Here is a 25,300-nt window from a genome sequence, read left to right on the forward strand (position 1 = left end):
AGGCAATGCAGACCTTCCAGATCCTGTTCGGCGAAGACCGCGTGCCGGTCAACACATGACACCAACCGCAGTTACACAGTTCGTTTGACAGACCCTCGCTCCGTCGCAAGCAGCCGGTCGCGTGGGCGTTGCCGGCGCAGAGAAGCGCGCGACCGAAGGCATACCGGTGAAGCGGCGGTGCACCGGGTGCTCCTCGATAATTGGCGCTGCGCCGGTGCTACGCTAATGACACACTTGGGATGGCAGGTTGGCGCAAGCGATCGCTTCGCAACGAGGGGGGCTTCACTTTCGATCTTGCGAGGTCCTGGTACAAGGGTAAGCGTCCGCCCACCGCACCTTGCAGCGCGTGGCGGGATCAGGCCAGCGGCAGCAGCGATTCGATGTCGCGGTCCCTGGTGGTCGGCAGGCGCGTGAGCACGTCGGTGAGCCAGGCGTGGGGTTCGATGCCATTGGCCTTGGCAGTGGCGATCAGGCTCATGATCGCGGCGGCGCGGCGCGCGGCGGTTTCGGAGCCGGCGAACAGCCAGTTCTTGCGGCCGACGGCGATCGGCCGGATCGCATTCTCGATCGGGTTGTTGTCGATCGGGAAGGCGCCGTCTTCGACGACGCGAGCGAGCGCAGACCAGCGCCGCAGCGCGTAGTCGATCGCTTTGCGCACGCCGCTGTTGCCGAGCGTTTGCGCGCCGTCGAGCCAGGCCTTGAACGCGGCCAGCCATGGACCGATGTAGCGCTGCCGTTCGGCGCCGCGCGCTTCGTCGTCAAGGTCACGCAGTTTGGCGTCGATCGCGTAGAGCTCGGCGATGCGATGCAGGGCGTCCTGCGCCAACGGATGACTGCTGGCGGCGTAGGCGTCGAAGAACATGCGCCGCGCGTGCGCCCAGCACGCCAGCTCGGTGATGCCGCCCTGGTCGAACAACGCCTTGTAGCCGGCATAGTCGTCGACCATCAGCGCGCCGTTCCACTCACCGAGGAACGCAGCCGCGTGCTTGCCGGCGCGGCTCGGGCAATGGTCGAACACGACGATCGGCCGCGGGCCCGTGCTGCGATAGGCGAACAGGTACGTGCGCCTGGTCTTCCCGGCACCCGGATCGAGCTGGGCGACCGGCGTCTCGTCGGCGTGCAGCACCGGACACTGCAGCAGTTTCCTGCGCAGCGCATCCACCAGCGGCTGCAGGCGCAGTCCGATCACGCCGGTCCACTCGGCCAGCGTGGTGCGGCCGATCTCGATGCCATGGCGCGCGAAGATCGCTTCCTGCCGATACAGCGGCAGGTGATCGGCGTACTTCTGGATCACCACCTGCGCCAGCAGGCCCGGCGCGGCGAGGCCTCGGTCCAGGATCGAGGGCGCCACCGGCTCGGCCACGATCGTCTCGCAGGTGCGGCAGGCGTACTGCGGGTGCACCTCGCGGCGCACGAAGAACCGCAGCGGTTCGACGTCCAGCTTCTCCGATACGTGCTCGCCGATCTTCACCAGCGCCGCACCGCAGGCGGAGCAGTTGCAGGACGCCGGTTCGTGGATCGTCTCGATGCGGGGCAGCTCGGCAGGCAATGGGCGGCGTTGCGGCGCACGACGCTGCGCCGGCTCGCGGGTGCCCGTCGGCGAGCGCAGGTCCTCCAGCTCCGCTTCCAGTGCCGCGATGTCCGCCGCCATCGCCGCGTCGAACAGCTCGCGCTGCGTCGGATCCATGCGCTCGGACTTCGCCGCGTACTGCAACCGTCGCAGCCGCGCGATCTCGTGCGTCAGATGGGCAATCTTCGCGTCCTTGTACGTGATCGTGCGGTCGCGCTGTTCGATCAGCGCGTCGCGCTGCGCGATCATCGCTTCATGATGCGCCAGTGATGCCTGGTGATGCGCGATCGTGTCGATCTGCTCGCGCACCAGCGCACGCAGGACCTCGACATCGGTGATCGCATTCAGGGCGGCGGCATCCATGCCCGTAGTCTAGCCGTCTAAACGATCTTTGGAAGCGTGCGCACGTCACGCGACAGGCGCTGCCAATCGACACCCGCCGCCAGCCACGCGAACTGCTCGCGCGTCAGCGACCACGCCGCCTCGCCCGAGCGCGGCCAGTGGAACGACCCCTCGTGCAACCGGCGCACGCACAGCCACACGCCCTGCGCATCCATGCACACCACCTTGATGCGGTTCCCGCTGCGGTTGCGGAACACGTACGCGCCGCCCGCGCGCGCATCCTGGCCCAACCCCGTGCCGATCGTCCCCAGCAGGCGATCGATCCCGCAGCGAAGGTCCACCGGCTCCAACGCCAGCCACCAGCCGGTCGGACTCAACACAGCGCGCGCACCAGCGCCGCCAGCTCCGCCATCGGCAGGGCCGGCACGCGCAGCCGCAATCCGCTCGGCAGCACCACCTCCACGCCCGCGACCGACTCGGCCTGGGCGGCAGGCCGCGTCTCGATCGCCACCGGCACCAGCGCCGACGAGCGACGCTGCCAGTACACGAACTGCGAATACGACAGCCCACGCGCACGGCAGTAGGCCGCCGCCGACTCACCACTCGACCGCCACGCCACTATCCGCTTCGACCACACCGTCGCCTTGCCTTGCACTGCGCACTCCTGTTCGCAAAGGAACGCGGATCGCAGCAGGTGTCACGCACGGGTGGAAGGTGGCGGACGCTTACGTACAAGGCGATTCCGTCAATGAAGAAGCATCACGCGTAAACGCGCCTGCTTTGTGGAATGGCTGTTCGATAACGACACGCAGCTACAGTTGTCACAGAGGCGGGCGAACGGAATGGATGTGAAAGACGTTAACGACGCGGAATGGGGCATGCTGGCTCTCTGCAATGGCGAGGCAAGCCTCGATGCGTGGGCGCACGCCGTTCGTACGCGAGCGAAGGCGCTGTGCGATGAGTTCTACGCAGTGAGGATGGCGCCGCCGGAAGGGGCGCCATACGCGCCGTTGAACTGCCAAGCGCGGGCGCACGGAAACACGCTTGTGCTCGAGTGGTACCAAAGGCATCGTTTCAAGGGGAAACCGGCGTTCCGGCTGCCGATTGCACGACAGGCAGACGGCCTTTCGTACAATATCGCCGAATTGCAGGCGCTGGCGAGGCCGGACGAACGGGAAGTGGTCGCGCGGGTCGAGGCCGAGATGGTGCTGATCCGCAAGGTCTATATGGAGACGTTGGTCATCCGCAAAGCCTTCACCAGCGCCCATCGCGCCATGAAGGCGATTTGCGACGGCAAGACACCCCGAGTGCGCAAGGTCATGAAACGGCCCCAGCGCGAGGGCAGCCGTCTCATCCGGCGGCCAGAGTAGCCCGATACCAAGCGCGCCTCGGACGAGAGCCAGTAGGGGCGCGGGCGGAGAATTTGCCGTAGCGAGGCGGTACGGTGATCCGGTTCGGTTCCGCATGCCACGCGAACTCATTTGCGAAGCAGCTCATGTAACGCCTCCGGCTTGAGGTTGGTGTAGCGCTTGAGTGACTTCCAGTCACGATGCCGCGTCACGAGGGCGACCTGCTGGATCTGCAGGCCTGCTTCGAACAAGCGCGAAGCACCTTCGTGTCGGAGGTCATGGAAGTGAAGGTCGTCGATCGCGCAGGCCTTGCATGCGCGGAGGAACGCGCGACTGATGGCATCCCGGTGGAACGGAAAGACCAGCTCGCCGCGTGGCTGGCGGAGCAGGATGTCCCAGCTGTCACCGAGAAGCGGTATCCACAGATCGTTGCCGATCTTGTCCGTGGGGTGCTTGCTGTCCCTGATCAGCGCGAGCTTCTTTTCGTGGTCGATGTCGGCCCACCGGAGGCGGACGATCTCTCCGAGGCGCATCGACGTCGCGATCGCGAAGTCCATGATGGCGGTCATAGGCAGTTCCTTCCCACGGGGAAAGCGCCAGTAGTCGCGCAGCCGCTCGAGTTCGAGCGCGGTCGGCCTGCGCGTGCGTTCCTTCGGTTTCGCGATCAGGTGGAGCCGGCGCAGCATCGGCCGCGCATCGGCCACGGGGTTGCCGACGGGAAGCTTCATTCGCGCATAGGTCAAGAGCTCGTCGAGGAATCCGATCTCCATGTTGAGCGTCGCAGGACCGGTGCCCGTCGCTCGGCGGCGCCGCACGTGCGTGAGGACGTCGTCCGCTGTCAGGGCCACGACAGAAAGAGCGCCGAGGCCCTGACGCAGCATTCGGTAGGCGCTGAGCTTCGTCTTGCTTCGGCGATTGCTGGCCCGCAACTCTTTTTCGTAGTCGTCGATCACCGTGGCCAGGGTGACGGATGAGGCTTGCGCGGACCGGAACTCACCGCGGTCGATCTGTGACTCGACCCTGCGCGCCCATTCCTTCGCGGCCGACTTCGTGAGGAAGCTCTCCGATACACTCTCGCCCTTGCGGCGAACGAATGCGCGCCACCGTCCGTTGCGTTCCTGGATGCTCGCCATTTACACCACCTCCTGGGATTTGGCGGCCTCAAGTTGACTGGTGCAGATTTGGTGCACAAGCATCGGGAATCCGCGGGAAAGTTGAGGAATGGTCGGGAAGCGATGGGCATTGAAAATCAACATGTTGCGGAAAAATCGGCGGCGCTGAAGAGCACGAAATTCAGCGTAGCACCGATGATGGACTGGACCGACCGCCATTGCCGGTACTTCCATCGCCTGCTCGCGCCGCACGCGTTGCTCTACACCGAGATGGTGACTGCGCCCGCGGTCATCCACGGCGATCGCGCGCGCCTGCTCGGTTACGACGAGGCGGAGCATCCGGTCGCGTTGCAGCTCGGCGGATCGGAGCCGGACGAGCTCGCCGAGGCGGCGCGCATCGGTGCGGAGCTCGGTTACGACGAGATCAACCTCAACGTCGGCTGCCCTTCGGATCGCGTGCAGTCGGGGCGTTTCGGCGCTTGCCTCATGCGCGAGCCGGCGCTCGTGCGCGATTGCGTCGCGGCGATGCGCGAGGCGGTCGCGCACCTCGGCGTGCCGGTCACGGTGAAGTGCCGCATCGGGGTCGACGACCAGGACGAATACGCGGGGCTCGCGTCGTTCATCGAGACCGTGCAGGCGAGCGGCTGCGACACCTTCATCGTGCACGCGCGCAAGGCGTGGCTGCAGGGCCTGTCGCCGAAGGAGAACCGCGAGGTGCCGCCGCTCAACCATGCGCGCGTGTACCGGCTCAAGCAGGAGCACGCGCGCCTCACGGTCGTCATCAACGGCGGCATCGCGACGCTTGCCGAGGCCCTGGAACACCTGCGCCACGTCGACGGCGTCATGCTCGGGCGCACCGCGTACCACGAGCCGTACCGGCTCGCCGAGATCGAGCATGCGTTGCACGGCACGCCGTTGCCGGATCGCGACGAGGTGCTGCAGCGCCTGCGGCCATACGTCGAGGCGCATCTCGCGCGTGGCGATCGCCTGCAGCACATCACGCGGCACGTCCTCGGGCTTTACCAGGGGCTGCCCGGGGCGCGCATGTTCCGGCGCGTGCTGAGCGAGCAGGCGCATCGGGCGGATGCGGGGTGGGATGTCGTCGAGGCTGCGATCGAGGCGCGTCGGGCGGGTGAGCGGGCGTTGCGCGCGGCGTAACGCACTGCGCGGCGAAGGGCAAAATGGATTCCCGCTTTCGCGGGAATGACGTCGAGGTGGGCGAACTCAGCGGCGCGACGCGCGTGCGCGCGGTCGTGCTCCGGCACCGACGCCGCGCACGCAGGTTTCGACGAACTCGACGAACGCTCGCACCTTGGCCGGGATGAAGCGGTTGCCCGGGTAGATCGCGAAGATGCCCTGTTCCATCGCGGCCCACGCATCGAGCACGCGCACGAGGCGCCCGGCCGCGAGGTCGTCGGCGACCGCGAATTGGGGCAACAGCGCGATGCCCACGCCGACGCGGCAGGCGTCGAGCAGGGCGAGCGCATTGTTCGAGCGCACGCGGGCGCGCACGCGCACGGTTTCGCCGTGGCCGCGCCGCTCGAGTTCCCAGCGCTCGGCGATCGCGCCGACGTCGAGCACGAGGCAGGCGTGACGGTCGAGGTCGGCCGGCCGCCGCGGCCGGCCCGCCGCCGCGAGGTACGCGGCGCTCGCGACGAGGATGCGCCGGCTGTCGCCGAGGCGGCGTGCGACGAGGCGCGAGTCGCGCAGTTCGCCGACGCGGATCGCGACGTCGAACGCCTCCTCGACGAGGTCGACGTTGCGGTTGGACAGGTGCAGGTCGAGTTCGAGTTCGGGGTGCGCAGCGAGGAACTCGCCGAGGCGTGGCGTGAGGTGGGCGAGGCCGAGCCCGCTCGGGATGCTCGCGCGCAGCCGTCCGCGCAAGGCGCCGCCCGTGGCGCTCGCCGCGGCTTCCGCCTCGGCGATCTCGGCGAGCACGGCTTCGCAGCGCGCGAGGTGTGCGCGGCCGGCTTCGGTGAGGCCGACCTGGCGCGTCGTCCGCTGCAGCAGGCGCACGCCGAGGCGCGACTCGAGCGCGGCGACCGCGCGGCTCACGCCGGATACATGCATGCCGAGCCGCACCGCCGCCTGGGCGAAGCTGAGCCGGTGCGCGACCTCGACGAAGCAGGCGATCTCGGCAAGCTGGTTGCGCAGCATTGTTGCCATTCTCGCAATGATGATTTCGCCGAGGGCGAGTTTATCGCAGCGCGGCGCGTCCGTATGTTGGGCGGGGTTTCCAACCGGAGGTGCCCCATGCCGCTCGTCACCGTGACCGTCCGCAAACCGACGCCCGCCGTGCGCAAGCGCGCGATCCTCGACGCCGTGCACGACGCGCTCGTCGCGAGCGGCGTCCCCGTGACCGATCGCTTCCAGCGCTTGCTCGAACTCGATGCCGCGGACTTCGTGTTCGACCCGCGCTATCCGGACCTCGCCACCGACCGCGGCGAGGACTTCGTGCTGATCGAGATCCTCTGGTCGGTCGGACGCAGCGTGAAGGTCAAGCGCCAGCTGCTGGCCGGCCTGCTCGCGGGGCTCGCCGGCCACGACATCGACGGCGAGCACGTGATGGTCGTGTTCAAGGAGACCGCCTGGGAGAACTGGGCGTTCGGCGGCGGCAGGATCCTGCACGCATGAGCCGCCTCGCGACCTGGCCGCTCGATCGCGAGGCCGACGCGCGCGTGCGGCGGCGCGCGATGGCGGTCGCCTTCGTCGTGCTCTGGTGCACGGGCTATCCGGCCGGGTTGATCGCCGTGCAGCACGCGGCGCCGTTCACGATCCTGTTCCTGCGCTTCGCGTCGGCGGGTGCGATCTTCGCGGCGATGGCGTCGTTCGCGCGTGCGCGCCGCCCGGCGTTGCGCGAGGTCGCGCACCACGCGGTGGTCGGCGTGCTCTCGCTCGCGATTGCGTTCGGCGGCATCTACGAGGCGCTGCGGCTCGGCATCGGCACCGGCATCGCCGCATTGTTCGTCGGTGCGCTGCCGCTCGCGACCGCGACGATCGGCCTGCTGCTCGGCGAGCGCATGCGCGCGGTGCAATGGATCGGCCTTGCGTTCGGCCTCGCCGGCGTCGTGCTCGTGCTGCAGGGGCGCTTTGCCGCCAGCGGCGACACCGCCGCGTACGCGGCGAGCACGCTCGGCCTGTTCGCGCTCGCCGCCGGCACGCACTACCAGAAGCGACGCGCCCCCGCGATCGACCTGCGCGTCGCGCTCGCCGTGCAGCACATCGTCGCGGCGCTCGCCCTGCTGCCGGTCGCGGTGCTGGCCGAGCACTTCCGCATCGATGCGGGCGCGGCCTTCGCGGCGGCGCTTGCGTGGCTCGTGCTGGTCAACTCGGTCGGCGGCTTCGCCCTGCTGTTCACCCTGCTGCGCGGCGGCGCCGCGACCGAGGTCGCGACCCTGTTCTTCCTGATGCCGCCGGTCACCGCGCTCATGGGCTGGCTGGTGCTCGGCGAGCACCTCGCGCCGGCGATGATCCCGGGCTTCGCGCTCGTTGCATTCGGCGTCTGGCTCGGCACGCGCTTGCGTTGAGCTGCGTGGCGGGATCGGGCGCCAAACGACGTACTGGACCTTGGGAGGCAGACGCCGGCGGCGAGGGTGGCATGCACGAGGACGATACGACTTCGAACGGCGCCAAACGGCGCACGTGCGGCGAAGGCGCCCCGTCCCTGGACGCCGCGGCCGTGCCGGCCGGAAAGCCAGTGGCGCGGACGCCCGCGCCGCTCGACGTGCGCTGCCTCGCCTGCGGCAGTGCGGACCTCGACATGAGCGTCCATCCGCGTGGCGACGAGCCGGTGCAGTGCCGCCAGTGCGGGGAATGGAACACCTATCTGCGCCTGGAGATCGCGGCGGTCGAACGCGTGCGCCAGCGCCTGCGTCGCCGCTGAGCGCACCGCCCGCCGTACTTCGCGCGCCATGGCGCCGAACCGCTAGAATCGCAGGCCCGATCCGTCCCCTCCTGCGATGTCCCTCGTCAATCTCGTCAACGTCGACTACTCGGTCGGCGGCCCGCTGCTGCTCGATGGGGTCGATCTCGCGATCGAGCGCAACGAGCGCATCTGCGTGGTCGGCCGCAACGGCGCGGGCAAGTCGACCCTGCTGCGCCTGATCGCCGGCGAGCTGCGTCCGGACGACGGCGAACTGCGCGTGCAGGGCGGCGTGCGCATCGCCAAGCTCGCGCAGGAAGTGCCACACGACGTCGCCGGCAGCGTGTTCGACGTCGTCGCGGGCGCGCTCGGCCATCTCGGCGCGCTGCTCGCCGAGTTCCATCACCTGAGCCACCACCTCGACGTCGCCGGCAATACCGAGGCGCTCGCGCGCGTGCAGGCGCGCATCGAGGCCGAGCATGGCTGGGACCTCGACCGCCGCGTCACGCACGTGCTCGAACGACTGGAACTGCCCGAAGACGCGGAGTTCGGCGCGCTCTCGGGTGGCATGAAGCGCCGCGTGCTGCTCGCGCGCGCGCTCGTGCTCGACCCCGACGTGCTGTTGCTCGACGAACCGACCAACCATCTCGACATCGACGCGATCGCCTGGCTCGAACGCCTGCTGCTCGACTTCGCCGGCAGCGTGGTGTTCGTCACCCACGATCGCCGCTTCCTGCGCGCGCTGGCCACGCGCATCGTCGAGATCGACCGCGGTGCGCTGACGAGCTGGCCGGGCGACTGGGACAACTACCTGCGCCGGCGCGAGGAGCGCCTGCACGCGGAAGCGCAGGCGAACGCGCAGTTCGACAGGAAGCTCGCGCAGGAAGAAGTGTGGATCCGCCAGGGCATCAAGGCGCGCCGCACGCGCAACGAGGGGCGCGTGCGCGCGCTCGAGGCGATGCGCCGCGAACGCGCGCAGCGGCGCGAACCCGGCGGCAACGCGAAGCTGCAGGTCGGCATGGCGGGCGCGTCCGGGCGTCGCGTGATCGAGGCCGAAAACGTGCGCTTCGGCTGGAACGGACGCGTCATCGTCGACGGCTTCTCGACCACGATCCTGCGCGGCGACCGCGTCGGCCTGATCGGTGCCAACGGCTCCGGCAAGACGACCCTGCTCAAGCTGCTGCTCGGCCAGCTCGCGCCGCAGGCAGGCGAAGTGCGGCTCGGCACGAACCTCGAGATCGCCTATTTCGACCAGCATCGCGCGCACCTGCGCGAGGACCAGAGCGCGCTCGACAACGTCGCCGAAGGGCGCGAATACATCGAGATCGGCGGCAGCCGCAAGCATGCGCTCGGCTACCTGCAGGATTTCCTGTTCTCGCCCGATCGCGCGCGCGCACCGATCACCGCGCTGTCGGGCGGCGAGCGCAACCGCCTGCTGCTTGCCAAGCTGTTCGCCCGGCCGTCCAACCTGCTCGTGATGGACGAGCCGACCAACGACCTCGACGTCGAGACGCTGGAACTGCTGGAGGAACTGCTCGCGGGTTACGCGGGCACCCTGCTGCTCGTCTCGCACGACCGCGACTTCCTCGACAACGTCGTCACGAGCACGCTCGCGCTCGAGGGCGACGGCCGCGTCGGCGAATACGTCGGCGGGTACAGCGACTGGTTGCGCCAGGCGCCGCAGAAGGCGGAGAAGGGCGCGGCAAAAAAGGGGACGGAGGCATTCTCACGACCCGAAGCTGCAGCTGCGAAGGCGCCTTCCGCGAAAATGCCTCCGACGCCCTCTTCGGCAAAGCGCAAGCTCAGCTACAAGGAATCGCGCGAACTCGACGAGTTGCCCGCGCGCATCGACGCGCTCGAGGCGCGCATCGCCGCGCTCGGCGAGGCGATGCAGGATCCCGGCTTCTACCAGCAGGACAGCGCGCGCATCGTCGCCGCGAACAACGAACTCGCGGCGTTGCAGGCCGAGCTCGACGCCGCCTACGCGCGCTGGTCCGAACTCGACGCCTGACGCCATGCCGCGCGCGGCGGCACGCGCGGTGCGCGTACCGCCCTACGACGCACACCGACACCGTAGGGCGGGTCGAGCCGCGCAGCGGCGAGTCCCGCCGCAGGCACGCCGCGACACCCCGCAGCCCTCAGCCGTTGCTTCTCACCACACCTCGCACCGCTCGGCCCCCTGCCGCACCATCGGCGCATCCGCCTTGCACTGGAACGCGTCGCGGAACGCGGGGAGGTTCGACAGCGGCCCGTTGACGCGATACTTCGCGATCGGATGCGGGTCGCCCTGGACCATCGTGCGCTGCGTTTCCGGGCGGATCTCGTCGCCGCGCCACTGGCCCCACGAGAGGAAGAACTGCTGCTCGGGCGTGAAACCGTCGAGGGTCGGCTCGGCCGGCTTGCCTTCGCGCGACTTCCGGTAGGCGAGGAACGCGAGCTTCGCGCCGGCGAGGTCGCCGATCGATTCGCCGAGCACGAGTTTGCCGTTGTGGTGGATGCCCGGTTCGATGAAGTAGCCGTCGAACTGCTTGACCACGCATTCGGCGCGCGCCTTGAAGCGCGCTTCGTCCTCCTGGGTCCACCAGTTGGCGAGGCGGCCCTGCGCGTCGAACTGCGCGCCCTGGTCGTCGAAGCCGTGGCTGATCTCATGCCCGATGACGACGCCGATCGCGCCGTAGTTGACCGCATCGGTCGCGTTCACGTCGAACGCGGGCGGCTGCAGGATGCCAGCCGGGAACACGATCTCGTTGAGCAGCGGGTTGTAGTACGCGTTCGAGGTCGGCGGCGTCATGCCCCAGCGGCCGCGATCGACCGGCTTGCCGATCTGCGAACGGCCGTCGGCGACGTTCCAGCGCGAGGCGGAGACGACGTCGTCCCAGTACGAGCCACGCGTGACCTTGACCCCGGCGTAGTCCTTCCACTTGTCCGGGTAGCCGATCTTCGGGTTGAACGTCGCGAGTTTCTCGAGCGCCTTCTGCTTGGTCGCGTCGCCCATCCAGTCCAGGCCCTGGATCGTGTCCTTCATCGCGAGCAGGATGTTCTTCACCATGTCCTGCATGCGCGCCTTCGCCTCGGGCGGGAAGTACTTTTCGACGTACTTGCGGCCGAGCGCCTCGCCGAGCTGGTTGTCGGTCGCCTCGGCGCAGCGCTTCCAGCGTGGCTTCATCTCGGTCGCGCCGGTGAGGTACTTGCCGTTGAACGCGAAATGCTCTTCGACGAAGGGCGCGGAGAGCGTGTCCGCGGCCGCGTTGAGCACGTGCCATTCGAGGTAGGTACGCCACTGCGCCGCCGGGGTCGAGGCGAACTCCTTCTGCACCTGGCGCAGGAATCTCGGCTCGGTCACGTTGACGTCGTCGTGCGGGATGCGCGCGGCGTCGAAGTAGGCCTTCCAGTCGAACGCGGGCACGAGCTCGCCGAGCTGGGCGAACGTCGTCTTGTTGTCCTGCAGCTTCGGGTCGCGCAGCTGCACGTTGTCGAGCGAGGCCTCGGCGAGGCGCTTCTCGAACGCGAACACCGCCTGCGCGTCGGCCTTCGCCGCGGCGGGCTTCGCGCCGGCGAGCTCGAACATCTTCGCGACGTGCGCGAGGTACTTTTCGCGCGCTTCGACGAAGCGCTTGTCGGGCTTCAGGTAGTAGTCGCGGTCGGGCATGCCGAGCGTGCCGGGTGCGACGTGCGCGATCACGCGCGTCGGCTCGTGCAGGTCGGACGCCGCCACGATCGTGAACGGCACGGCGATGCCGACGTCGTGCAGGTGGCCGATCGTGCGCTGCACGCCGGCCTTGTCCTTGATCGCCCGGATCTCGTCGAGCATCGGCTGCACCGGCTTCACGCCGAGCGCATTGACACTCTTCTCGTCCATGCAGGCGGCGTAGAAATCGCCCGACAGCTGCTCGGCGCTGCCGGCTGGCCAGTCGGTGCGCGCGGACAGCTCGGCGAGGATGTCGCGCACGTGCTCCTTGTTGACCTCGCCCGATTCCCAGCGCCGGCTCCAGCGATCCATGTAGTCGGGGATCGGATGGCTCGCGCGCCAGGCGCCGTTCGCGTAGTCGAAGAAGTCGTTGCAGGCGGCGCCGTCGCGGCGGATGTCCCCCGCTTCGATGCCGTGCATGGCCAGCACGGGCGTTGCGCAGGCGGCGAGTGTCGCGGCGAGGAGGCGGCGGGCGATCCGGCGCATCGGAGCGCCGTTGTCACGAACGTGGAGCATGGCGTCGTCCTGGAGGTCCAAGTGGGGGCATCGTGGCCGATGCGGCCCGGCGCCGACATGGCCCGAATGGCATAGGTCCACAATGCCGCACCGCGACACGAGGCGCCATAGAGCGCACCCCGTGCGCGACCGCGGCATCCGATTCCGCGGTCACGACGGGTCGCCCACGGGGCGGGCTCCTACAACGGAAGCGAAGCGCGGTGCGGAGGTGGTGGCGGTGGCGGTGGCGGTGCGGGCACCGCGGCCGGCGCGGGCGCGGCCGGCACGGCCGGGACGGCCGGCACGGCCGGAGCCGCGGGGACGGCCACGGGCGCCGCCGGCATCGGCGGCATGGGCGGCACCGGCACGCTGAAGATCGACTTGAACTCGGGTGTCTTCATCGTCAGCGCGAGCACCTTGTGGTCGCGCATGAGCTTGATCGCGACATCCTTGCCCTCGGGCTGGTCGCGCAGCGCGCGCATGACGTCTTCCGGTCGCGCGATCGCATCCTTGCCGACGGCCGTGATCACGTCGCCCCCGCGCAGACCGGGCAGCGATGCCTCGTCGCTCGCGATCACGAGCGCGCCGCGATCGGTGCCGAAATAGCGCCCGAGCTCGCCGTTCATCGGCGCGAGGTTGAGGCCCCACCACGGCATCGAATGGCGCATCGACTCGCGCGCCCGGGCGAACGCTTCGCGCACCTGCTCCGAGTCCATGTGCCCGCGCGCCTGCGCCATCGCCTCGCGCGCGGCACTGCGGGCGGCCTCGCGTTGTGCTTCGCGACCGGCCACGTGCGAGGCACGTTCGACGTCGGCGCGAATCCGCTCGTCGAAGTCCTTCGGCAGGAACGGATGCTCGGGGTCCTCGTTCATGAGCGCAGGCCAGTTGAGCGCCTCGCGCCGTTCGGCGTTGACGACGACGACGCCCTTCTGCGTGCCGCGCCGGTATTCGATCGACACGGCCTGGCCTTCCTTGAGGTCGGCGAGCAGGCCGCGCGCCCTGTCGACGGCTTCGCGCGGCGTCTTGCCGGCGACGGCCTGGCCGTCGATCGCGGTGATGACGTCGCCCGAACGCAAGCCCGCCCGCGCAGCCGGGCCGTCGGGCGTGAGGCCGCCGAGCACGACCTGGCCGTCCTCGACGCCGAGCACGATGCCGACCATCGCGCGGTCGGGGTCGCCGATGTAGCGGAACGCGTAGGCGCGCGGACCGACGTCGCCGAGCTGCGTCGACAGGTCGGCCATGCGTCGCGACAGGTCGCGCATCTGCGCGCGCAGTTCGCCGAGTTCACGCCGGGCGGCGGCTGCTTTCGCGTCGGCGGCGGCATCGGCATCGGCGTCGGCGCGCGCCGTGGCCTTCGCGGCCGCGCGCGGTGCGGGCGCGGCGGCGGGTGCGTCGGTCGCAGCGGCGACGCCGGTGGCGAGCACGCATGCGAGGTAGAGCAGGGTGTGTTTCATGGCGTCCTCAGTCGATCCCGTGGTAGGCGGCGTCCTGGACGCCGGCGATGTCGTCGTTCGCGGCAATCGCGAAGGCGCTGCCGCGGATGGTGGCGAGGTCTTCGAGCAGGGCGACGCGCTGGCGCCACAACGGCAGCGCGTCGGACGGCGCACGCGCGCCGGAAAGCTGCAGGTCGACGAGGCCGATGAGGTCCTCGACTTCGACCGCCGCCATGAGGTCGCGGCTGCTCTGCGGTGCGCGCGCGGCGACCGCGGCGATCCAGCGCTCGAGCGTCCGCGATCGCGTGCGCAGCGCGTCGAGTTCGTCGTCCGTCGCGTGCATGGAGGGCGCCTCCTGCGCGGGCGCGACGACCACGTCCGGCGGCGTGGCTTCATGCATGAGCGCACGCGGCAGCAGCACCGCCAGCAGCAAGCCGGCGGCGAGCGCGAGTGGCACGACCGTGCGCCACGCGCGCGGCTTGCGGCGTGCGGCGAGTTCGCGCGCGAGGCCGGGCCAGAGGTCCGGCTGCGGCGCCGCGTCGGGCAGGGCGCGCAGCGCGGCGGCGAGCATGGGGTCGCGTTCGGTGTTCATGGTCAATGCGCGGTCGCGCCGAGGCACGGTGCCGCCTCCTGTTCCGGTTCGAACAATGCACGCAGCCGGCTGCTGCCGCGTGCGACCTGCGATTTCGAGAAGCTGACCGACTTGCCGGTCATCTCGGCGATTTCCTGGTGCGTGTATTCCTCGACGTGGTAAAGCCAGAGCACGCTGCGCGTGAGCGCGGGCAGCTGCGCGAGCGCCTGTTCGAGCCGGCGCGCGTCGGCGAGCGCCCATGGCGGCGGTGCGTGCCCTTCACTCGCGTCGTCGTCGGGCAGTTCCTCGAGCACGAGGCCACGCTCCTTGCGCAGGCGCATGAGCGCCTGGTTGACCACGATCTGGCGCAGCCAGCCCCAGAACGGCGCTTCGCCGCGGAACTGCCCGATGCGTTCGAGCAGGTGCAACATCGCGTCGTGCACGGTCTCACGCGCGTGGTCCGCGTCGCCGAGCATGCGCAGCGCGAGCGTGTACGACGGCCGTTCGAATGCGCGGTAGATCTGCTCGAGCGCGCCGACCTCGCCGCGCCGGGCGCGGGCGAGGACGGTGTCGGGGACGTCGATCTGGAAGCTGGCGGCGCTCACGGTCGGGTCAGATGCACGAGGCGGCGATTGGGTCGCATGGAAAAGGGGACGGGGCAATTTCCCCGGCCTCGTCCCTGGCCCGGTAATGATGAGCCGAAATTGCCTCCGTCCCCTTTTCGAGCCCGGTTCCCCTCCGTGCCCTTTCCGCGCCGACGACGCGTTGTCCGCCGCGTGTCCGGCAGCGTACTGGACACTGTCCGCGTCGCGGTGTCCGCCAGTTTTGTCCATTCAATTCAAAGAGTTGATTGTTGGCACGCTCGTTGCTGAAACGAGCGCAGACCACCTTTCGATGGAGCCCGCCCCCGATGATCCGCGACACCTCGGCACAGGACCGCCCGATCGCCGCCCCGCGCAACCGCAAGAAGCAGATCGTCTGGATCGGGCTCGGCCTCGGCGCGCTCGTCGCGCTCGGCCTCGTCGTGCCGACGGTCGCGCGCCTGATGTCGGCCGATTCGTCGGCGAGCACGGCGCGCCTGCGCATCGCCGAGGTCAAGCGCGGCACGCTCGTGCGCGACGTGTCGGTGCAGGGGCGTGTCGTCGCCGCGGTGAGCCCGACGCTGTATGCGCGCACCGCGGGCACCGTCACGCTCGACGTGCATGCGGGCGACCAGGTGAAGAAGGGCGACATCGTCGCCGAGATCGATTCGCCCGAACTCACCAACCGCCTCAAACAGGAACAGGCGACGCTCGACAGCCTCGCGCTCGACGTCGAACGCACGACGATCGACAACCGCAAGGCCGAGGCGGCGTCGAAGATGGCCTACGAGCAGGCGGTGATCGATCGCGAGACCGCCGAGCGCGAGGTCGAGCGCAACGAGAAGGCGTTCCAGCGTGGCGCGCAGCCGGAGATGACCGTGCTGCGCGCGAAGGACGCGCTGGCCAAGGCGAAGCTGTCGGAGGTGAATGCGCAGCACAACGTGCAGCTGGATCGCGAGAGCCTCGCGTTCAACCTCAAGACCAAGCGCGTCGCGCTCGATCGCCAGAAGCTGCTGGTCGAGGACCTCAGCCGTCAGGTCGACGAACTGAAGATGCGCTCGCCGGTCGACGGCATCGTCGGCCAGCTCATCGCGCAGCAGCGCGCCAACGTCGCCGCGAGCGCGCCGATCCTCACCGTGGTCGACCTCACCGCGCTCGAGATCGAAGTGCAGGTGCCGGAAGTGTTCGCGCACGACCTCGGCGTCGGCATGGCCGCGGAGATCCAGGACGGCGGCGAACGCTACGCGGGCCAGGTCAGCGCGATCTCGCCGGAAGTGCAGAACGGCCAGGTCACCGGCCGCGTGCGCTTCGGTGACAAGAAGCCGGCGGGCCTGCGCCAGAACCAGCAGCTCACCACGCGCATCCTCATGGACGAACACCCGAACGTGCTGATGGTCGAACGAGGCCCCTTCGTCGACACCGGCGCCGGTCGCGTCGCCTACGTCGTGCGCAACGGCACCGCCGAACGCACCGCGATCCAGGTCGGCGCGACGAGCCTCAACGCTGTCGAGATCGTCAGCGGCGTCAAGGAAGGCGACCGCATCGTGATCTCGGGTACCGACGAGTTCAAGGGAGCGCAGAGGGTGGCGTTGAACTGAAGCCGTGATTGGTGATTCGTGATGGGTGATTCGGAAAACCGAACCCTTTCGACGCGTCGCCGAACACGAATCACCAATCACCAATCACGAATCACAAACCGAGGCCAAGCCGATGCTCAAGATGACCCACCTCCAGAAGGTCTACCGCACCCACCTGATCGAGACCTACGCGCTGCGCGACTTCTCGATCAACGTGCGCGAAGGCGAATTCGTCGCGGTGACCGGCCCGTCCGGTTCCGGCAAGACGACGTTCCTCAACATCGCGGGCCTGCTCGAGGAGTTCACCGGCGGTGAGTACCTGCTCGACGGCGACGACGTCGCGGGCCTCGGCGACGACGCGCGCTCGCGCCTGCGCAACGAGAAGATCGGCTTCATCTTCCAGAGCTTCAACCTGATCCCCGACCTCAACCTGTTCGACAACGTCGACGTGCCGCTGCGCTACCGCGGCTTCGGTGCGGCCGACCGCAAGAAGCGCATCGAGGAGTCGCTCTCCCGCGTCGGCCTCGCCTCGCGCATGAAGCACTACCCGGCCGAACTCTCCGGCGGCCAGCAGCAGCGCGTCGCGATCGCGCGCGCGCTTGCCGGCTCGCCGCGCCTGCTGCTCGCCGACGAACCGACCGGCAACCTCGACTCGCTGATGGCGCGCGGCGTGATGGAACTGCTCGAGGAAATCAACCGCCAGGGCACGACCATCGTGATGGTCACGCACGATCCCGAGCTCGCCGCGCGCGCGCACCGCAACGTGCACGTCATCGACGGCCAGGTCACCGACTTCGACGACGAACCGAAACTGCGCCGCCCGGTGCGCGACGGCGACGCCGCGAACGCCGCGATCGCCTGAGGAGGACGCGCATGTTCGCCTACTACCTGCAACTGGGCCTGCGCAGCCTGAGGCGCAACCCGATCCTGACCGCGCTGATGGTCGCCGGCATCGCGCTCGGCATCGCCGCGAGCATGACCACGCTGACCGTGCTGCACCTCATGGGCAGCAACCCGATCCCGTGGAAGAGCGACAAGCTCCACTACGTGCAGCTCGACAACTGGAGCGGCGACCAGCCGTATTACGACGACGGCCGGCCGCCCGACCAGGTCACCTACCAGGACGCGGTCGCGCTGATGAAGGCGGGCAAGGCCGACAAGCAGGCGGCGATGTTCAAGCTGTCGCTGCCGGTGCAGCCGGAGAACAAGGACCTGAAGCCGTTCCAGGCGCTCGGCCGCGTGACGTACTCGGACTTCTTCGCGATGTTCGAGCCGCGCTTCCGCTACGGCGCGCCGTGGAACCACGACCAGGACGAGGGCCATGCGCGCGTCGTCGTGCTCGGCAACGACATCAACGAGAAGCTCTTCGGCGGCCAGGACAGCACCGGCCGGAGCGTGCGCCTCAACGGCATCGATTACACCATCGTCGGCGTGCTCGACAAGTGGAACCTGCGCTCGCGCTACTACGACCTCACCAACGGCGCGTTCGCCGACCCGGACGAGTTCTTCATGCCGTTCACCACCGCGATCGACCTCAAGCAGCGCTCGACCGGCAACAACAGCTGCTGGAAGTCGTCCGGCGACGGCTGGGATGCCTACCTCGCGTCCGACTGCGTGTGGATGCAGATGTGGGTGCAGCTCGATTCGCCCGCGCGGCTCGCCGAGTACAAGTCGTTCCTCGACAGCTACGTCAACGAGCAGAAGAAGCTCGGCCGCTTCCCGCGCCCGCTCAACAACCGCCTGCTCGACGTGACGGAGTGGATGAAGGACCAGAAGGTCGTGTCGCGTGACATGGAGGTGCAGACCGGCCTCGCGTTCGCATTCCTCGTCGTGTGCCTGGTCAACACGATCGGCCTGCTGCTCGCCAAGTTCACGCGCAAGTCCGGCGAGATCGGCCTGCGCCGCGCGCTTGGCGCGAGCCGCCGCGACGTGTTCACCCAGTTCCTGGTCGAGTCGGGCGTGGTCGGCCTCACCGGCGGCGTGCTCGGCCTGATGCTGACCGGGCTCGGCCTGCTCGCGGTGCGCGCGCTCTACAGCGAATACAAGACCGTCGCGAGCCTCGATTGGGCGATGGTCGCGACGACGATCGTGCTCGCGGTCGTGTCGGCGCTGCTCGCGGGGCTCTATCCGACCTGGCGCGCGTGCCGCGTGCAGCCGGCCGCGCAACTGAAGGTGTGAAAGGCAGGGAATCGGGCATGGGGAATCGGGGATCGTCGAAGCAGTACACCGCGTGACGCCCCGAGGCCCTCTTCCGGTTCCCGTTCCCGTCTCCCCATTCCCGGATGAAAACCATGGAAATCCGCCCGATCCTCTCCGCGCTGATGCGCAGCAAGGTGTCGATGATCCTGATCGGCCTGCAGGTCGCGCTCACGCTCGCGATCGTCTGCAACGCGCTGTTCATCATCGGCCAGCGCCTCGACCTCATGAACCGCCCGAGCGGCATGAACGAGGCCGACACGTTCCTGTTCGGCAGTTCCGGCTTCGGCCAGGGCTACGATGCGCGTGCCGTGATGAAGTCCGACCTCGCCCTGTTGCGGCAGATCCCCGGCATCGTCGACGCGGCGCCGGCGAACTCGGTGCCGATGAGCGGCGGCGGCTGGAGCTCGGGCATCTCGCTGCAACCGAGGCAGAAGACCTCGACGGCCGACTCGACGTTCTACATGGTCGACGACCATGGCCTGAACACGTTCGGCGTCAAGCTGATCGCCGGCCGCAACTTCACGCCCGCGGAGATCGAGGACCACGACCAGGGCGCGCGCGTGCAGCCGCCGGTGATCATCGTGACCAAGGCGCTCGCCGACAAGCTGTTCCCCAACGGCGATGCGCTCGGCAAGCAGGTCTACCTCGACGAGGACGAGCCGCGCAGCACGATCATCGGCATCGTCGAGAAGACGCAGGAACCGTGGACCGACAGCGCGGACATCGAGCACGCGACGTTCATCCCGTACTTCCTGCCGTACGGCAACTACACGCGCTACCTCGTGCGTACCGAGCCGGGTCGCCGCGACGAAATCATGAAGACGGTCGAACAGAAGATGGCGGAGGCGAACCCGAGCCGCATCATCGGCAAGCTGCGCAGCATGGAGCAGGTGCGCCACGAGGCGTACGCGAACGACCGCGCGATGGCGATCATCCTCGGCGCGGTGATCCTCGCGCTGCTCGCGGTGACCGCGCTCGGCATCGTCGGCATGGCGAGCTTCTGGGTCGCCCAGCGCACGCGCCAGATCGGCACGCGGCGCGCGCTAGGCGCGACCAGGTTCGACATCCTGCGCTACTTCCAGACCGAGAACTTCATCATCACGACGATGGGCCTGGTCGTGGGCGGCATCCTCAGCTACGCGCTGAGCCTGTGGCTGATGCAGCAGTACCAGTCGCCGCGCCTGCCGTGGTATTACGTGCCGATCGGCTTCCTCTGCCTGTGGGCGCTCGGCCAGGTCGCGGTGCTCGGCCCCGCGCTGCGCGCGTCGCGCGTGCCGCCCGCGGTGGCGACGCGCAACGTCTGACGCGTGAACGGATGCGCCGGACCGACGGCCTGCGTCGTCGGTCCGGTGCGCGCCTGCGACTTCCGGCCCATTCGCGCGCCGGCACGATCGCCGACCATTGCCGCCCGCCGGCGTATGCCGGTGTCCTTGCGCCGCCGGTCCGCGCCGGCACCATCCGAACGGAGTCCACCATGTCGCGCAAACCCCATGCCCTGCTCGCCGTCGCCGCCGCGATCGGCGTCGGCTTCATGTCAACCGCGTTTGCCGCCGGCGACGTCGCCTCGCGCGTCAAGGCGCTCAACGACCTGCTCGCCGAGCAGTGGGAGTACCAGCTCAAGGAATCGCCGGAGTTCGCCTCGATCCTCGGCGACTACCGCTACAACGACAAGTGGGGCGACTACTCGCTCGCCCACGCCGCGCAGCAGGACAAGGACGCGAAGGCATTCCTCGCGCGCTTCAAGGCGATCGACACCACCGGCTTCGCCGAGCAGGACCGCCTGAACCAGGAACTCATGGTGCGCCAGCTCGAGGACGGCATCCGTGCCTACGAGCTCAAGACCTTCGAGATGCCGCTCGACCAGTTCTCGGGCGCGCACCTGCAGCTCGCCCAGTTCGTCTCGGCGCTGCCGTTCGACAGCACCAGGCATGTCGAGGACTACATCACGCGCCTCGACGGCGTGCCGCACCTGATCGACTCGCTGATCGAGGTGCTCAAGCAGGGCGAGAAGGACAAGCTCATGCCGCCGCGCTTCCTGCTCGAGAAGGTGGTCGAGCAGTGCCGCGCGATCGCCGAGCCGGCAGGCGAGGCGAGCGTGTTCGGCATGCCGGTCGCGAAGTTCGCCGACAGCGTGCCGGAAGCCGATCGCAAGCGCCTGCACGATGCGGTGATCGCCGCGGTCGACGGCAAGGTGCGCCCGGCCTACCGCAAGCTCGCCGACTTCGTCGAGAAGGACTACGCGCCGAAGGGTCGCACGCAGGAAGGCCTGTGGGCGCTGCCGAACGGCGACAAGCTCTACCGCTTCGCGGTCGAGCAGATGACCACGACGACGATGGACCCGGCCGCGATCCACGAACTCGGCCTGGCCGAGGTCAAGCGCATCGAGGGCGAGCAGGCCAGGATCGCGCTCAAGCTCGGCTACAAGGACCTCAAGGCGATGCGCGTCGCGCTGGAGCACGATCCGAAGGCGCATGCGACGTCGCGCCAGCAGATCGTCGACCTCTACAAGAAGTACATCGCGCAGATGCAGCCCAAGCTGCCCGAGCTGTTCGGCCTCCTGCCCAAGACCCGGGTCGAGGTGCTGCCGACGCAGGAATACCGCGAGAAGGAGGCGTCGGGTGCCGAATACGCCCAGGGCACGCCCGACGGCAAGCGCCCGGGTCGCATCTACGTCAACACCTACGACTTCAGCAAGCGCCAGATCGCGAACATCGAGACGACCGCCTACCACGAAGGCGTGCCCGGCCACCACATGCAGATCTCGATCGCGCAGACGCTGCCCGGGCTGCCGCCGTTCCGCCAGCAGGCCGGCTACACCGCGTACATCGAGGGCTGGGCGCTGTACGCCGAACGCCTCGGCGAGGAGCTCGGCTTCTTCCAGGAGCCGCTCAGCTACTACGGACATCTCTCCGACGAGCTGCTGCGCGCCAACCGCCTCGTGCTCGATACCGGCGTCCACTACAAGCACTGGACGCGCCAGCAGATGGTCGACTTCTTCCGCGAGCATTCGTCCGAGGACGAGCCGAGCATCCAGGCCGAGACCGACCGCTACATCTCGACGCCGGGGCAGGCGCTCGCCTACAAGATCGGCCAGCTGAAGATCCTCGACCTGCGCGCGCGCGCGAAGAAGGAACTCGGCGACCGCTTCGACATCCGCGGCTTCCACGACACCGTGCTCGGCGGCGGCGCGCTGCCGCTCGACGTGCTCGACGAGCGCGTGAGCGCATGGATCGCCTCGGTGAAGGCCGGCAAGGCCGGCGCGCACGCGAGCTGACGGCACGACCCCGAGGACGGCGCCCGTCCAGGCGCCGTCCCCGCCGGCCGGCATCGGCCGATTTGAACGGGATGCACGGATCGACCGATACTGCAGCCCTCCCACGCAACCTTTTCGCGCCCCGCTGCATCCAAGCCGCGGATGTGCGAGCCGACCTCCCAGCACGAAACCATGCGAACGGTCCTCGTGATCGACGACAATCCCGCGGTCGGAACCTCGCTCGACCTGCTGTTCGGCCTGCGCGAGATCCGCACGCTGATCGCGCAGTCGCCCGAGGAAGGCCTCGCCGTGCTCGCGCGCGAGCCGGTCGACCTCGTCGTGCAGGACATGAACTTCACCGCCGACACGACTTCGGGCGAGGAAGGCATCGCATTGTTCCGCGCGATCCGCGAGCGCCATCCGGACCTGCCGATCGTGCTGCTCACCGCATGGACGCACCTCGAGACCGCCGTCGAGCTGGTCAAGGCCGGCGCGGCCGACTACCAGGCCAAGCCGTGGGACGACCACAAGCTCGTCGCGACGGTCGAGAACCTGCTGGAGCTGTCGGAGGCGACGCGCGAAGTCGCGCGCTTCCGCGACGAGCGCCGGCGGCGGCGCAAGGCGCTCGATGCCAAGTACGACCTGCGCGGGCTCGTGTTCGCCTCGGCCGCGACCGAGCGCGTGGTCGAACTCGCCTGCCAGGTCGCGCGCGCGGACATCCCGGTGCTCATCACCGGCCCGAACGGCGCTGGCAAGGAACGCATCGCCGAGATCATCCAGGCCAATTCGTCGGTCAAGGACGGCCCGTTCGTGACGGTCAACTGCGGCGCCCTGCCGTCCGAGCTCATCGAGGCGGAACTCTTCGGTGCCGATGCCGGTGCCTACACCGGTGCGCCGAACCGCGCGCGCGAAGGGCGCTTCGAGATCGCCGACGGCGGCACCTTGTTCCTCGACGAGATCGGCAACCTGCCGCTCGCGGGCCAGGCCAAGCTGCTGCGCGTGCTCGAGAGCGGCCAGTTCGAACGGCTGGGTTCCAGCAGGACGCGCAAGGTCAAGGTGCGCGTGATCAGCGCGACCAATGCCGACGTCGCCGCGATGATCCGCGAAGGACGCTTCCGCGAGGACCTCTACTACCGCCTCAACGTGATCGAGCTGCGCCTGCCGCCCCTGGCCGAGCGCAGCGACGACATCGTGCCGCTCGCCGAGCATTTCCTCGCCGGCGCGGCGGTGCTCGACGACAGCGCGCGCAGTGCGCTCACCGCGCATGCGTGGCCGGGCAACGTGCGCGAACTCAAGAACGCGATCCAGCGCGCGGCGTTGCTGTGCCAGAACGGCATCGTCACCGCGCGCGACCTCGGCCTCGCCCCCGCGCGCGCCGGCAATGGCCGCATCGCCGCCGACGCCGAACCCGATCGCGAGGCGATCGAGACCGCGCTGCGCAACGCACGCGGCGTGATCAGCCAGGCCGCGGCGGAACTCGGCCTGTCGCGGCAGGCCCTGTATCGGCGCATGGAGAAGGCGGGGCTCAAGGCCGAGGGCTGATCGGAGCGAGGGCTGATTGCGGGCGATGGCGCAGGGCTGCGCGGCAGGCTGCGCGAGGGCGAATCCTGCTTCGCCGTGCAGCATGCCGATGACGCGCAAGCCCGTTTGCAGCCTTGAGCCCTCGGCCCTCGCTCGCGACAGGGTTGAATTCCGCTTCGCCGCGCAGCATGCCAATAATGCGCAACCTCGATTCCAGCCTCGGCCCTCGCTCCACCAGGCCCCCAGTCCTCCCGACCCCATGCGCCTCGTCTCCCTCGAAGGCAAACTCGTCGCCGCGCTGTTCGTCGCCGTCGTCGCCGCGTCCGCGATCGCGGGTTGGGCAACGGTCTGGTTCGGTTCGCCCTGGTACGGCGCCGCGGCGACCGTGCTCGCGCTCGGCGTGCCCGCGCTCGTCTTCGCGCGCCAGCTCGCGAACCCGGTCGCGTCGCTGATCCGCGCGCTGTCGGGCAGCGTCGTCGCGTTCCGCGACGGCGATTTCAGCTTTTCGATCGGCACGCGTCGCGGCGACGAGGTCGGGGAACTCGTCGCGGCGCACAACGAACTCGGCCGCGTGCTGCGCGAGCAGCGCCAGCACCTGTTCCAGCGCGAGCTGCTGCTCGACACGGTGGTGCAGAACACGCCGACCGCGCTCGTGCTGGTCGAGCCGGGCGGCCACGTCGTCTATGCGAACGTCGCGGCGCGCCAGCTGCTCAACGAGGGCCGCACGCTCGCCGGCGAGGACTTCGACGCGCTCGTCGCGACCGCTCCCGCGCCGCTCGCTCGCGCCGTCGCGGGCGGCGGCGACAGTCTGTTCAGCGTGCCGTTCGAGCACGAGGACGAAACCTTCCACCTGTCACAGCGCGAATTCAAGCTGCAGGGACGACCGCATCGCCTCTACCAGATCAAGCGCCTCACGCGCGAACTCGCGCGCCAGGAAGTCGTGACCTGGAAGAAGGTGATCCGCGTGATCAGCCATGAGATCAACAACTCGCTCGGGCCGATCCGCTCGCTGTCGCACTCCGGGCGCGAGCTCGCGCGCCTCGGCGATGCCGCCCGCCTCGGCATCGTGTTCGACACGATCGAGGAGCGCACGCGCCATCTCGAAGGGTTCATCTCCGGTTACGCGCGCTTCGCCAAGTTGCCGCTGCCGCACCCCGAGCGCATCGAATGGGATCCGTTCCTCGCCGGCCTCGCGCGCCACTATCCGTTCCGCATCGCCGGCGCCACGCCGGCGCAGCCGGGCTGGTTCGATCGCGCGCAGGTGGAACAGGTGCTGATCAACCTGCTCAAGAACGCGCACGAGGCGGGCGGCGCCGCCGACGCGATCGAGCTCGGCGTGGTGCAAGGCGCGCGCGAAACGCGCATCGAGGTCGCCGATCGCGGCAGCGGCATGAGCGAGACCGTGCTCGCCAATGCGCTGCTGCCGTTCTACTCGACCAAGCGCGCCGGCTCCGGCCTCGGCCTCGCCCTCGCACGCGAGATCGCCGAAGCCCACGGCGGCCGCGTGCAACTGGCCAACCGTCCCGGCGGAGGCCTCGCCGTCACGCTGATCCTGCCGCTGGTCGAGCGTGTCGAGGCTCAGGTTGAAGGCCTACAGCCGAAAGAGAGGAGCTGAAAGACAAGATTGAAACACGAAGGGCACGAAGGAGCGCAAAAGCCCAAAGATTGAAACACGGAGCACAGGGCACGCGGAGAATGCCAGAAGCGAGAAGAGCTTTTTACTTGAAGCTTTTCCTCCGTGTGCTCC

The 25,300-nt window shown here is 68.9% G+C and carries 22 protein-coding genes; 13 read left to right on the forward strand and 9 right to left on the reverse strand.

Going from position 1 to position 25,300, the window contains the following annotated elements; translation table 11 throughout:
- Nucleotides 1-355: 355 nt before the first annotated feature.
- Genes tnpC through tnpA form a run of 3 tightly spaced genes read right to left on the reverse strand, consistent with a single transcriptional unit; the run spans nt 356 to nt 2,567 of the window.
- A complete protein-coding gene (gene tnpC / locus EV148_RS16075; RefSeq protein ID WP_425479882.1) occupies nt 356-1,909 on the reverse strand; it encodes an IS66 family transposase in 1,554 nt (517 codons plus the stop codon).
- Nucleotides 1,910-1,950: 41 nt separating this feature from the next.
- Nucleotides 1,951-2,292 (reverse strand): IS66 family insertion sequence element accessory protein TnpB, encoded by a 342-nt coding sequence (tnpB, locus tag EV148_RS16080; RefSeq protein ID WP_131999873.1) that lies wholly within the window; start codon nt 2,290-2,292, stop codon nt 1,951-1,953.
- Nucleotides 2,286-2,567 (reverse strand): IS66 family insertion sequence element accessory protein TnpA, encoded by a 282-nt coding sequence (gene tnpA, locus EV148_RS16085; protein WP_131999874.1) that lies wholly within the window; start codon nt 2,565-2,567, stop codon nt 2,286-2,288. Before tnpA ends, tnpB begins: the two co-directional genes overlap by 7 nt.
- A gap of 127 nt (nt 2,568-2,694) precedes the next feature.
- On the opposite strand from tnpA, the gene mobI reads away from it, so the two are divergent.
- A complete protein-coding gene (gene mobI / locus EV148_RS16090) occupies nt 2,695-3,282 on the forward strand; it encodes a conjugative transfer protein MobI(A/C) (RefSeq protein WP_131999875.1) in 588 nt (195 codons plus the stop codon).
- A 107-nt stretch (nt 3,283-3,389) separates the two neighbouring features.
- On the opposite strand, the gene EV148_RS16095 is transcribed toward mobI, so the two are convergent.
- Nucleotides 3,390-4,394 carry a tyrosine-type recombinase/integrase gene (locus EV148_RS16095; RefSeq protein ID WP_131999876.1) on the reverse strand — a complete coding sequence of 335 codons (1,005 nt, stop codon included), beginning with the start codon at nt 4,392-4,394 and terminating at the stop codon, nt 3,390-3,392.
- A gap of 102 nt (nt 4,395-4,496) precedes the next feature.
- Here EV148_RS16095 and dusA point away from each other — a divergent pair, with 102 nt between their 5' ends.
- Nucleotides 4,497-5,531 (forward strand): tRNA dihydrouridine(20/20a) synthase DusA, encoded by a 1,035-nt coding sequence (dusA, locus tag EV148_RS16100; protein WP_131999877.1) that lies wholly within the window; start codon nt 4,497-4,499, stop codon nt 5,529-5,531.
- 66 nt (nt 5,532-5,597) lie between these two features.
- Here the strand turns inward: dusA and EV148_RS16105 are convergent, their stop codons facing one another.
- Nucleotides 5,598-6,530 (reverse strand): LysR family transcriptional regulator, encoded by a 933-nt coding sequence (locus EV148_RS16105; protein WP_158287510.1) that lies wholly within the window; start codon nt 6,528-6,530, stop codon nt 5,598-5,600.
- 96 nt (nt 6,531-6,626) lie between these two features.
- Here EV148_RS16105 and EV148_RS16110 point away from each other — a divergent pair, with 96 nt between their 5' ends.
- The 4 genes from EV148_RS16110 (at nt 6,627) to EV148_RS16125 (ending at nt 10,246) form a co-directional block, all read left to right on the forward strand.
- Nucleotides 6,627-7,007, forward strand: coding sequence for a tautomerase family protein (locus EV148_RS16110; protein ID WP_131999879.1), 381 nt, complete (start codon nt 6,627-6,629; stop codon nt 7,005-7,007).
- The gene (locus EV148_RS16115) at nt 7,004-7,900 is read left to right on the forward strand and encodes a DMT family transporter (RefSeq protein WP_131999880.1); all 897 of its coding nucleotides are present in this window, start codon (nt 7,004-7,006) and stop codon (nt 7,898-7,900) included. Before EV148_RS16110 ends, EV148_RS16115 begins: the two co-directional genes overlap by 4 nt.
- A gap of 170 nt (nt 7,901-8,070) precedes the next feature.
- A complete protein-coding gene (locus EV148_RS16120; RefSeq protein ID WP_131999881.1) occupies nt 8,071-8,256 on the forward strand; it encodes a hypothetical protein in 186 nt (61 codons plus the stop codon).
- A 76-nt stretch (nt 8,257-8,332) separates the two neighbouring features.
- Nucleotides 8,333-10,246: an ATP-binding cassette domain-containing protein gene (locus EV148_RS16125; protein ID WP_131999882.1), complete on the forward strand. Its 1,914-nt coding sequence runs from the start codon at nt 8,333-8,335 to the stop codon at nt 10,244-10,246.
- 141 nt (nt 10,247-10,387) lie between these two features.
- On the opposite strand, the gene EV148_RS16130 is transcribed toward EV148_RS16125, so the two are convergent.
- From EV148_RS16130 to EV148_RS16145, 4 genes are all read right to left on the reverse strand, one after another.
- A complete protein-coding gene (locus tag EV148_RS16130) occupies nt 10,388-12,439 on the reverse strand; it encodes a M13 family metallopeptidase (protein WP_158287511.1) in 2,052 nt (683 codons plus the stop codon).
- 179 nt (nt 12,440-12,618) lie between these two features.
- Nucleotides 12,619-13,872 carry a PDZ domain-containing protein gene (locus EV148_RS16135; RefSeq protein WP_131999884.1) on the reverse strand — a complete coding sequence of 418 codons (1,254 nt, stop codon included), beginning with the start codon at nt 13,870-13,872 and terminating at the stop codon, nt 12,619-12,621.
- Between the two features lie 7 nt (nt 13,873-13,879).
- Nucleotides 13,880-14,443, reverse strand: coding sequence for a hypothetical protein (locus EV148_RS16140; protein ID WP_131999885.1), 564 nt, complete (start codon nt 14,441-14,443; stop codon nt 13,880-13,882).
- A 2-nt stretch (nt 14,444-14,445) separates the two neighbouring features.
- Nucleotides 14,446-15,027, reverse strand: a complete 582-nt coding sequence (locus EV148_RS16145) for an RNA polymerase sigma factor (protein WP_131999886.1) — start codon at nt 15,025-15,027, stop codon at nt 14,446-14,448.
- Between the two features lie 305 nt (nt 15,028-15,332).
- Here EV148_RS16145 and EV148_RS16150 point away from each other — a divergent pair, with 305 nt between their 5' ends.
- From EV148_RS16150 to EV148_RS16180, 7 genes are all read left to right on the forward strand, one after another.
- Entirely contained in the window at nt 15,333-16,601 is a 1,269-nt protein-coding gene (locus EV148_RS16150) for an efflux RND transporter periplasmic adaptor subunit (protein WP_131999887.1), read from the forward strand.
- A 112-nt stretch (nt 16,602-16,713) separates the two neighbouring features.
- Nucleotides 16,714-17,442 (forward strand): ABC transporter ATP-binding protein, encoded by a 729-nt coding sequence (locus EV148_RS16155; protein ID WP_131999888.1) that lies wholly within the window; start codon nt 16,714-16,716, stop codon nt 17,440-17,442.
- 11 nt (nt 17,443-17,453) lie between these two features.
- On the forward strand, nt 17,454-18,758 hold the full coding sequence (locus EV148_RS16160) for an ABC transporter permease (RefSeq protein WP_131999889.1): 1,305 nt from the start codon (nt 17,454-17,456) through the stop codon (nt 18,756-18,758).
- A 113-nt stretch (nt 18,759-18,871) separates the two neighbouring features.
- Nucleotides 18,872-20,083, forward strand: a complete 1,212-nt coding sequence (locus EV148_RS16165; protein ID WP_158287512.1) for an ABC transporter permease — start codon at nt 18,872-18,874, stop codon at nt 20,081-20,083.
- A 170-nt stretch (nt 20,084-20,253) separates the two neighbouring features.
- Nucleotides 20,254-22,053 carry a DUF885 domain-containing protein gene (locus EV148_RS16170; protein WP_131999891.1) on the forward strand — a complete coding sequence of 600 codons (1,800 nt, stop codon included), beginning with the start codon at nt 20,254-20,256 and terminating at the stop codon, nt 22,051-22,053.
- A gap of 171 nt (nt 22,054-22,224) precedes the next feature.
- A complete protein-coding gene (locus EV148_RS16175) occupies nt 22,225-23,574 on the forward strand; it encodes a sigma-54-dependent transcriptional regulator (RefSeq protein ID WP_131999892.1) in 1,350 nt (449 codons plus the stop codon).
- A 238-nt stretch (nt 23,575-23,812) separates the two neighbouring features.
- Entirely contained in the window at nt 23,813-25,168 is a 1,356-nt protein-coding gene (locus EV148_RS16180) for a sensor histidine kinase (protein WP_131999893.1), read from the forward strand.
- The last annotated feature ends 132 nt before the right edge of the window (nt 25,169-25,300 follow it).

Source organism: Dokdonella fugitiva, assembly GCF_004342425.1.
Classification (GTDB): domain Bacteria; phylum Pseudomonadota; class Gammaproteobacteria; order Xanthomonadales; family Rhodanobacteraceae; genus Dokdonella_A; species Dokdonella_A fugitiva.

Coding starts and splice junctions, on each gene's coding strand:
- EV148_RS16095 (WP_131999876.1), bottom strand. CDS start 4,394: ATGGCGAGCATCCAGGAACGCAACGGACGGTGGCGCGCATTCGTTCGC.
- EV148_RS16110 (WP_131999879.1), top strand. CDS start 6,627: ATGCCGCTCGTCACCGTGACCGTCCGCAAACCGACGCCCGCCGTGCGC.
- EV148_RS16115 (WP_131999880.1), top strand. CDS start 7,004: ATGAGCCGCCTCGCGACCTGGCCGCTCGATCGCGAGGCCGACGCGCGC.
- EV148_RS16175 (WP_131999892.1), top strand. CDS start 22,225: ATGCGAACGGTCCTCGTGATCGACGACAATCCCGCGGTCGGAACCTCG.
- EV148_RS16180 (WP_131999893.1), top strand. CDS start 23,813: ATGCGCCTCGTCTCCCTCGAAGGCAAACTCGTCGCCGCGCTGTTCGTC.
- EV148_RS16155 (WP_131999888.1), top strand. CDS start 16,714: ATGCTCAAGATGACCCACCTCCAGAAGGTCTACCGCACCCACCTGATC.
- EV148_RS16160 (WP_131999889.1), top strand. CDS start 17,454: ATGTTCGCCTACTACCTGCAACTGGGCCTGCGCAGCCTGAGGCGCAAC.
- EV148_RS16170 (WP_131999891.1), top strand. CDS start 20,254: ATGTCGCGCAAACCCCATGCCCTGCTCGCCGTCGCCGCCGCGATCGGC.
- EV148_RS16165 (WP_158287512.1), top strand. CDS start 18,872: ATGGAAATCCGCCCGATCCTCTCCGCGCTGATGCGCAGCAAGGTGTCG.
- EV148_RS16135 (WP_131999884.1), bottom strand. CDS start 13,872: ATGAAACACACCCTGCTCTACCTCGCATGCGTGCTCGCCACCGGCGTC.
- EV148_RS16140 (WP_131999885.1), bottom strand. CDS start 14,443: ATGAACACCGAACGCGACCCCATGCTCGCCGCCGCGCTGCGCGCCCTG.
- EV148_RS16105 (WP_158287510.1), bottom strand. CDS start 6,530: ATGCTGCGCAACCAGCTTGCCGAGATCGCCTGCTTCGTCGAGGTCGCG.
- EV148_RS16130 (WP_158287511.1), bottom strand. CDS start 12,439: ATGCTCCACGTTCGTGACAACGGCGCTCCGATGCGCCGGATCGCCCGC.
- EV148_RS16150 (WP_131999887.1), top strand. CDS start 15,333: ATGATCCGCGACACCTCGGCACAGGACCGCCCGATCGCCGCCCCGCGC.
- EV148_RS16125 (WP_131999882.1), top strand. CDS start 8,333: ATGTCCCTCGTCAATCTCGTCAACGTCGACTACTCGGTCGGCGGCCCG.
- dusA (WP_131999877.1), top strand. CDS start 4,497: ATGGGCATTGAAAATCAACATGTTGCGGAAAAATCGGCGGCGCTGAAG.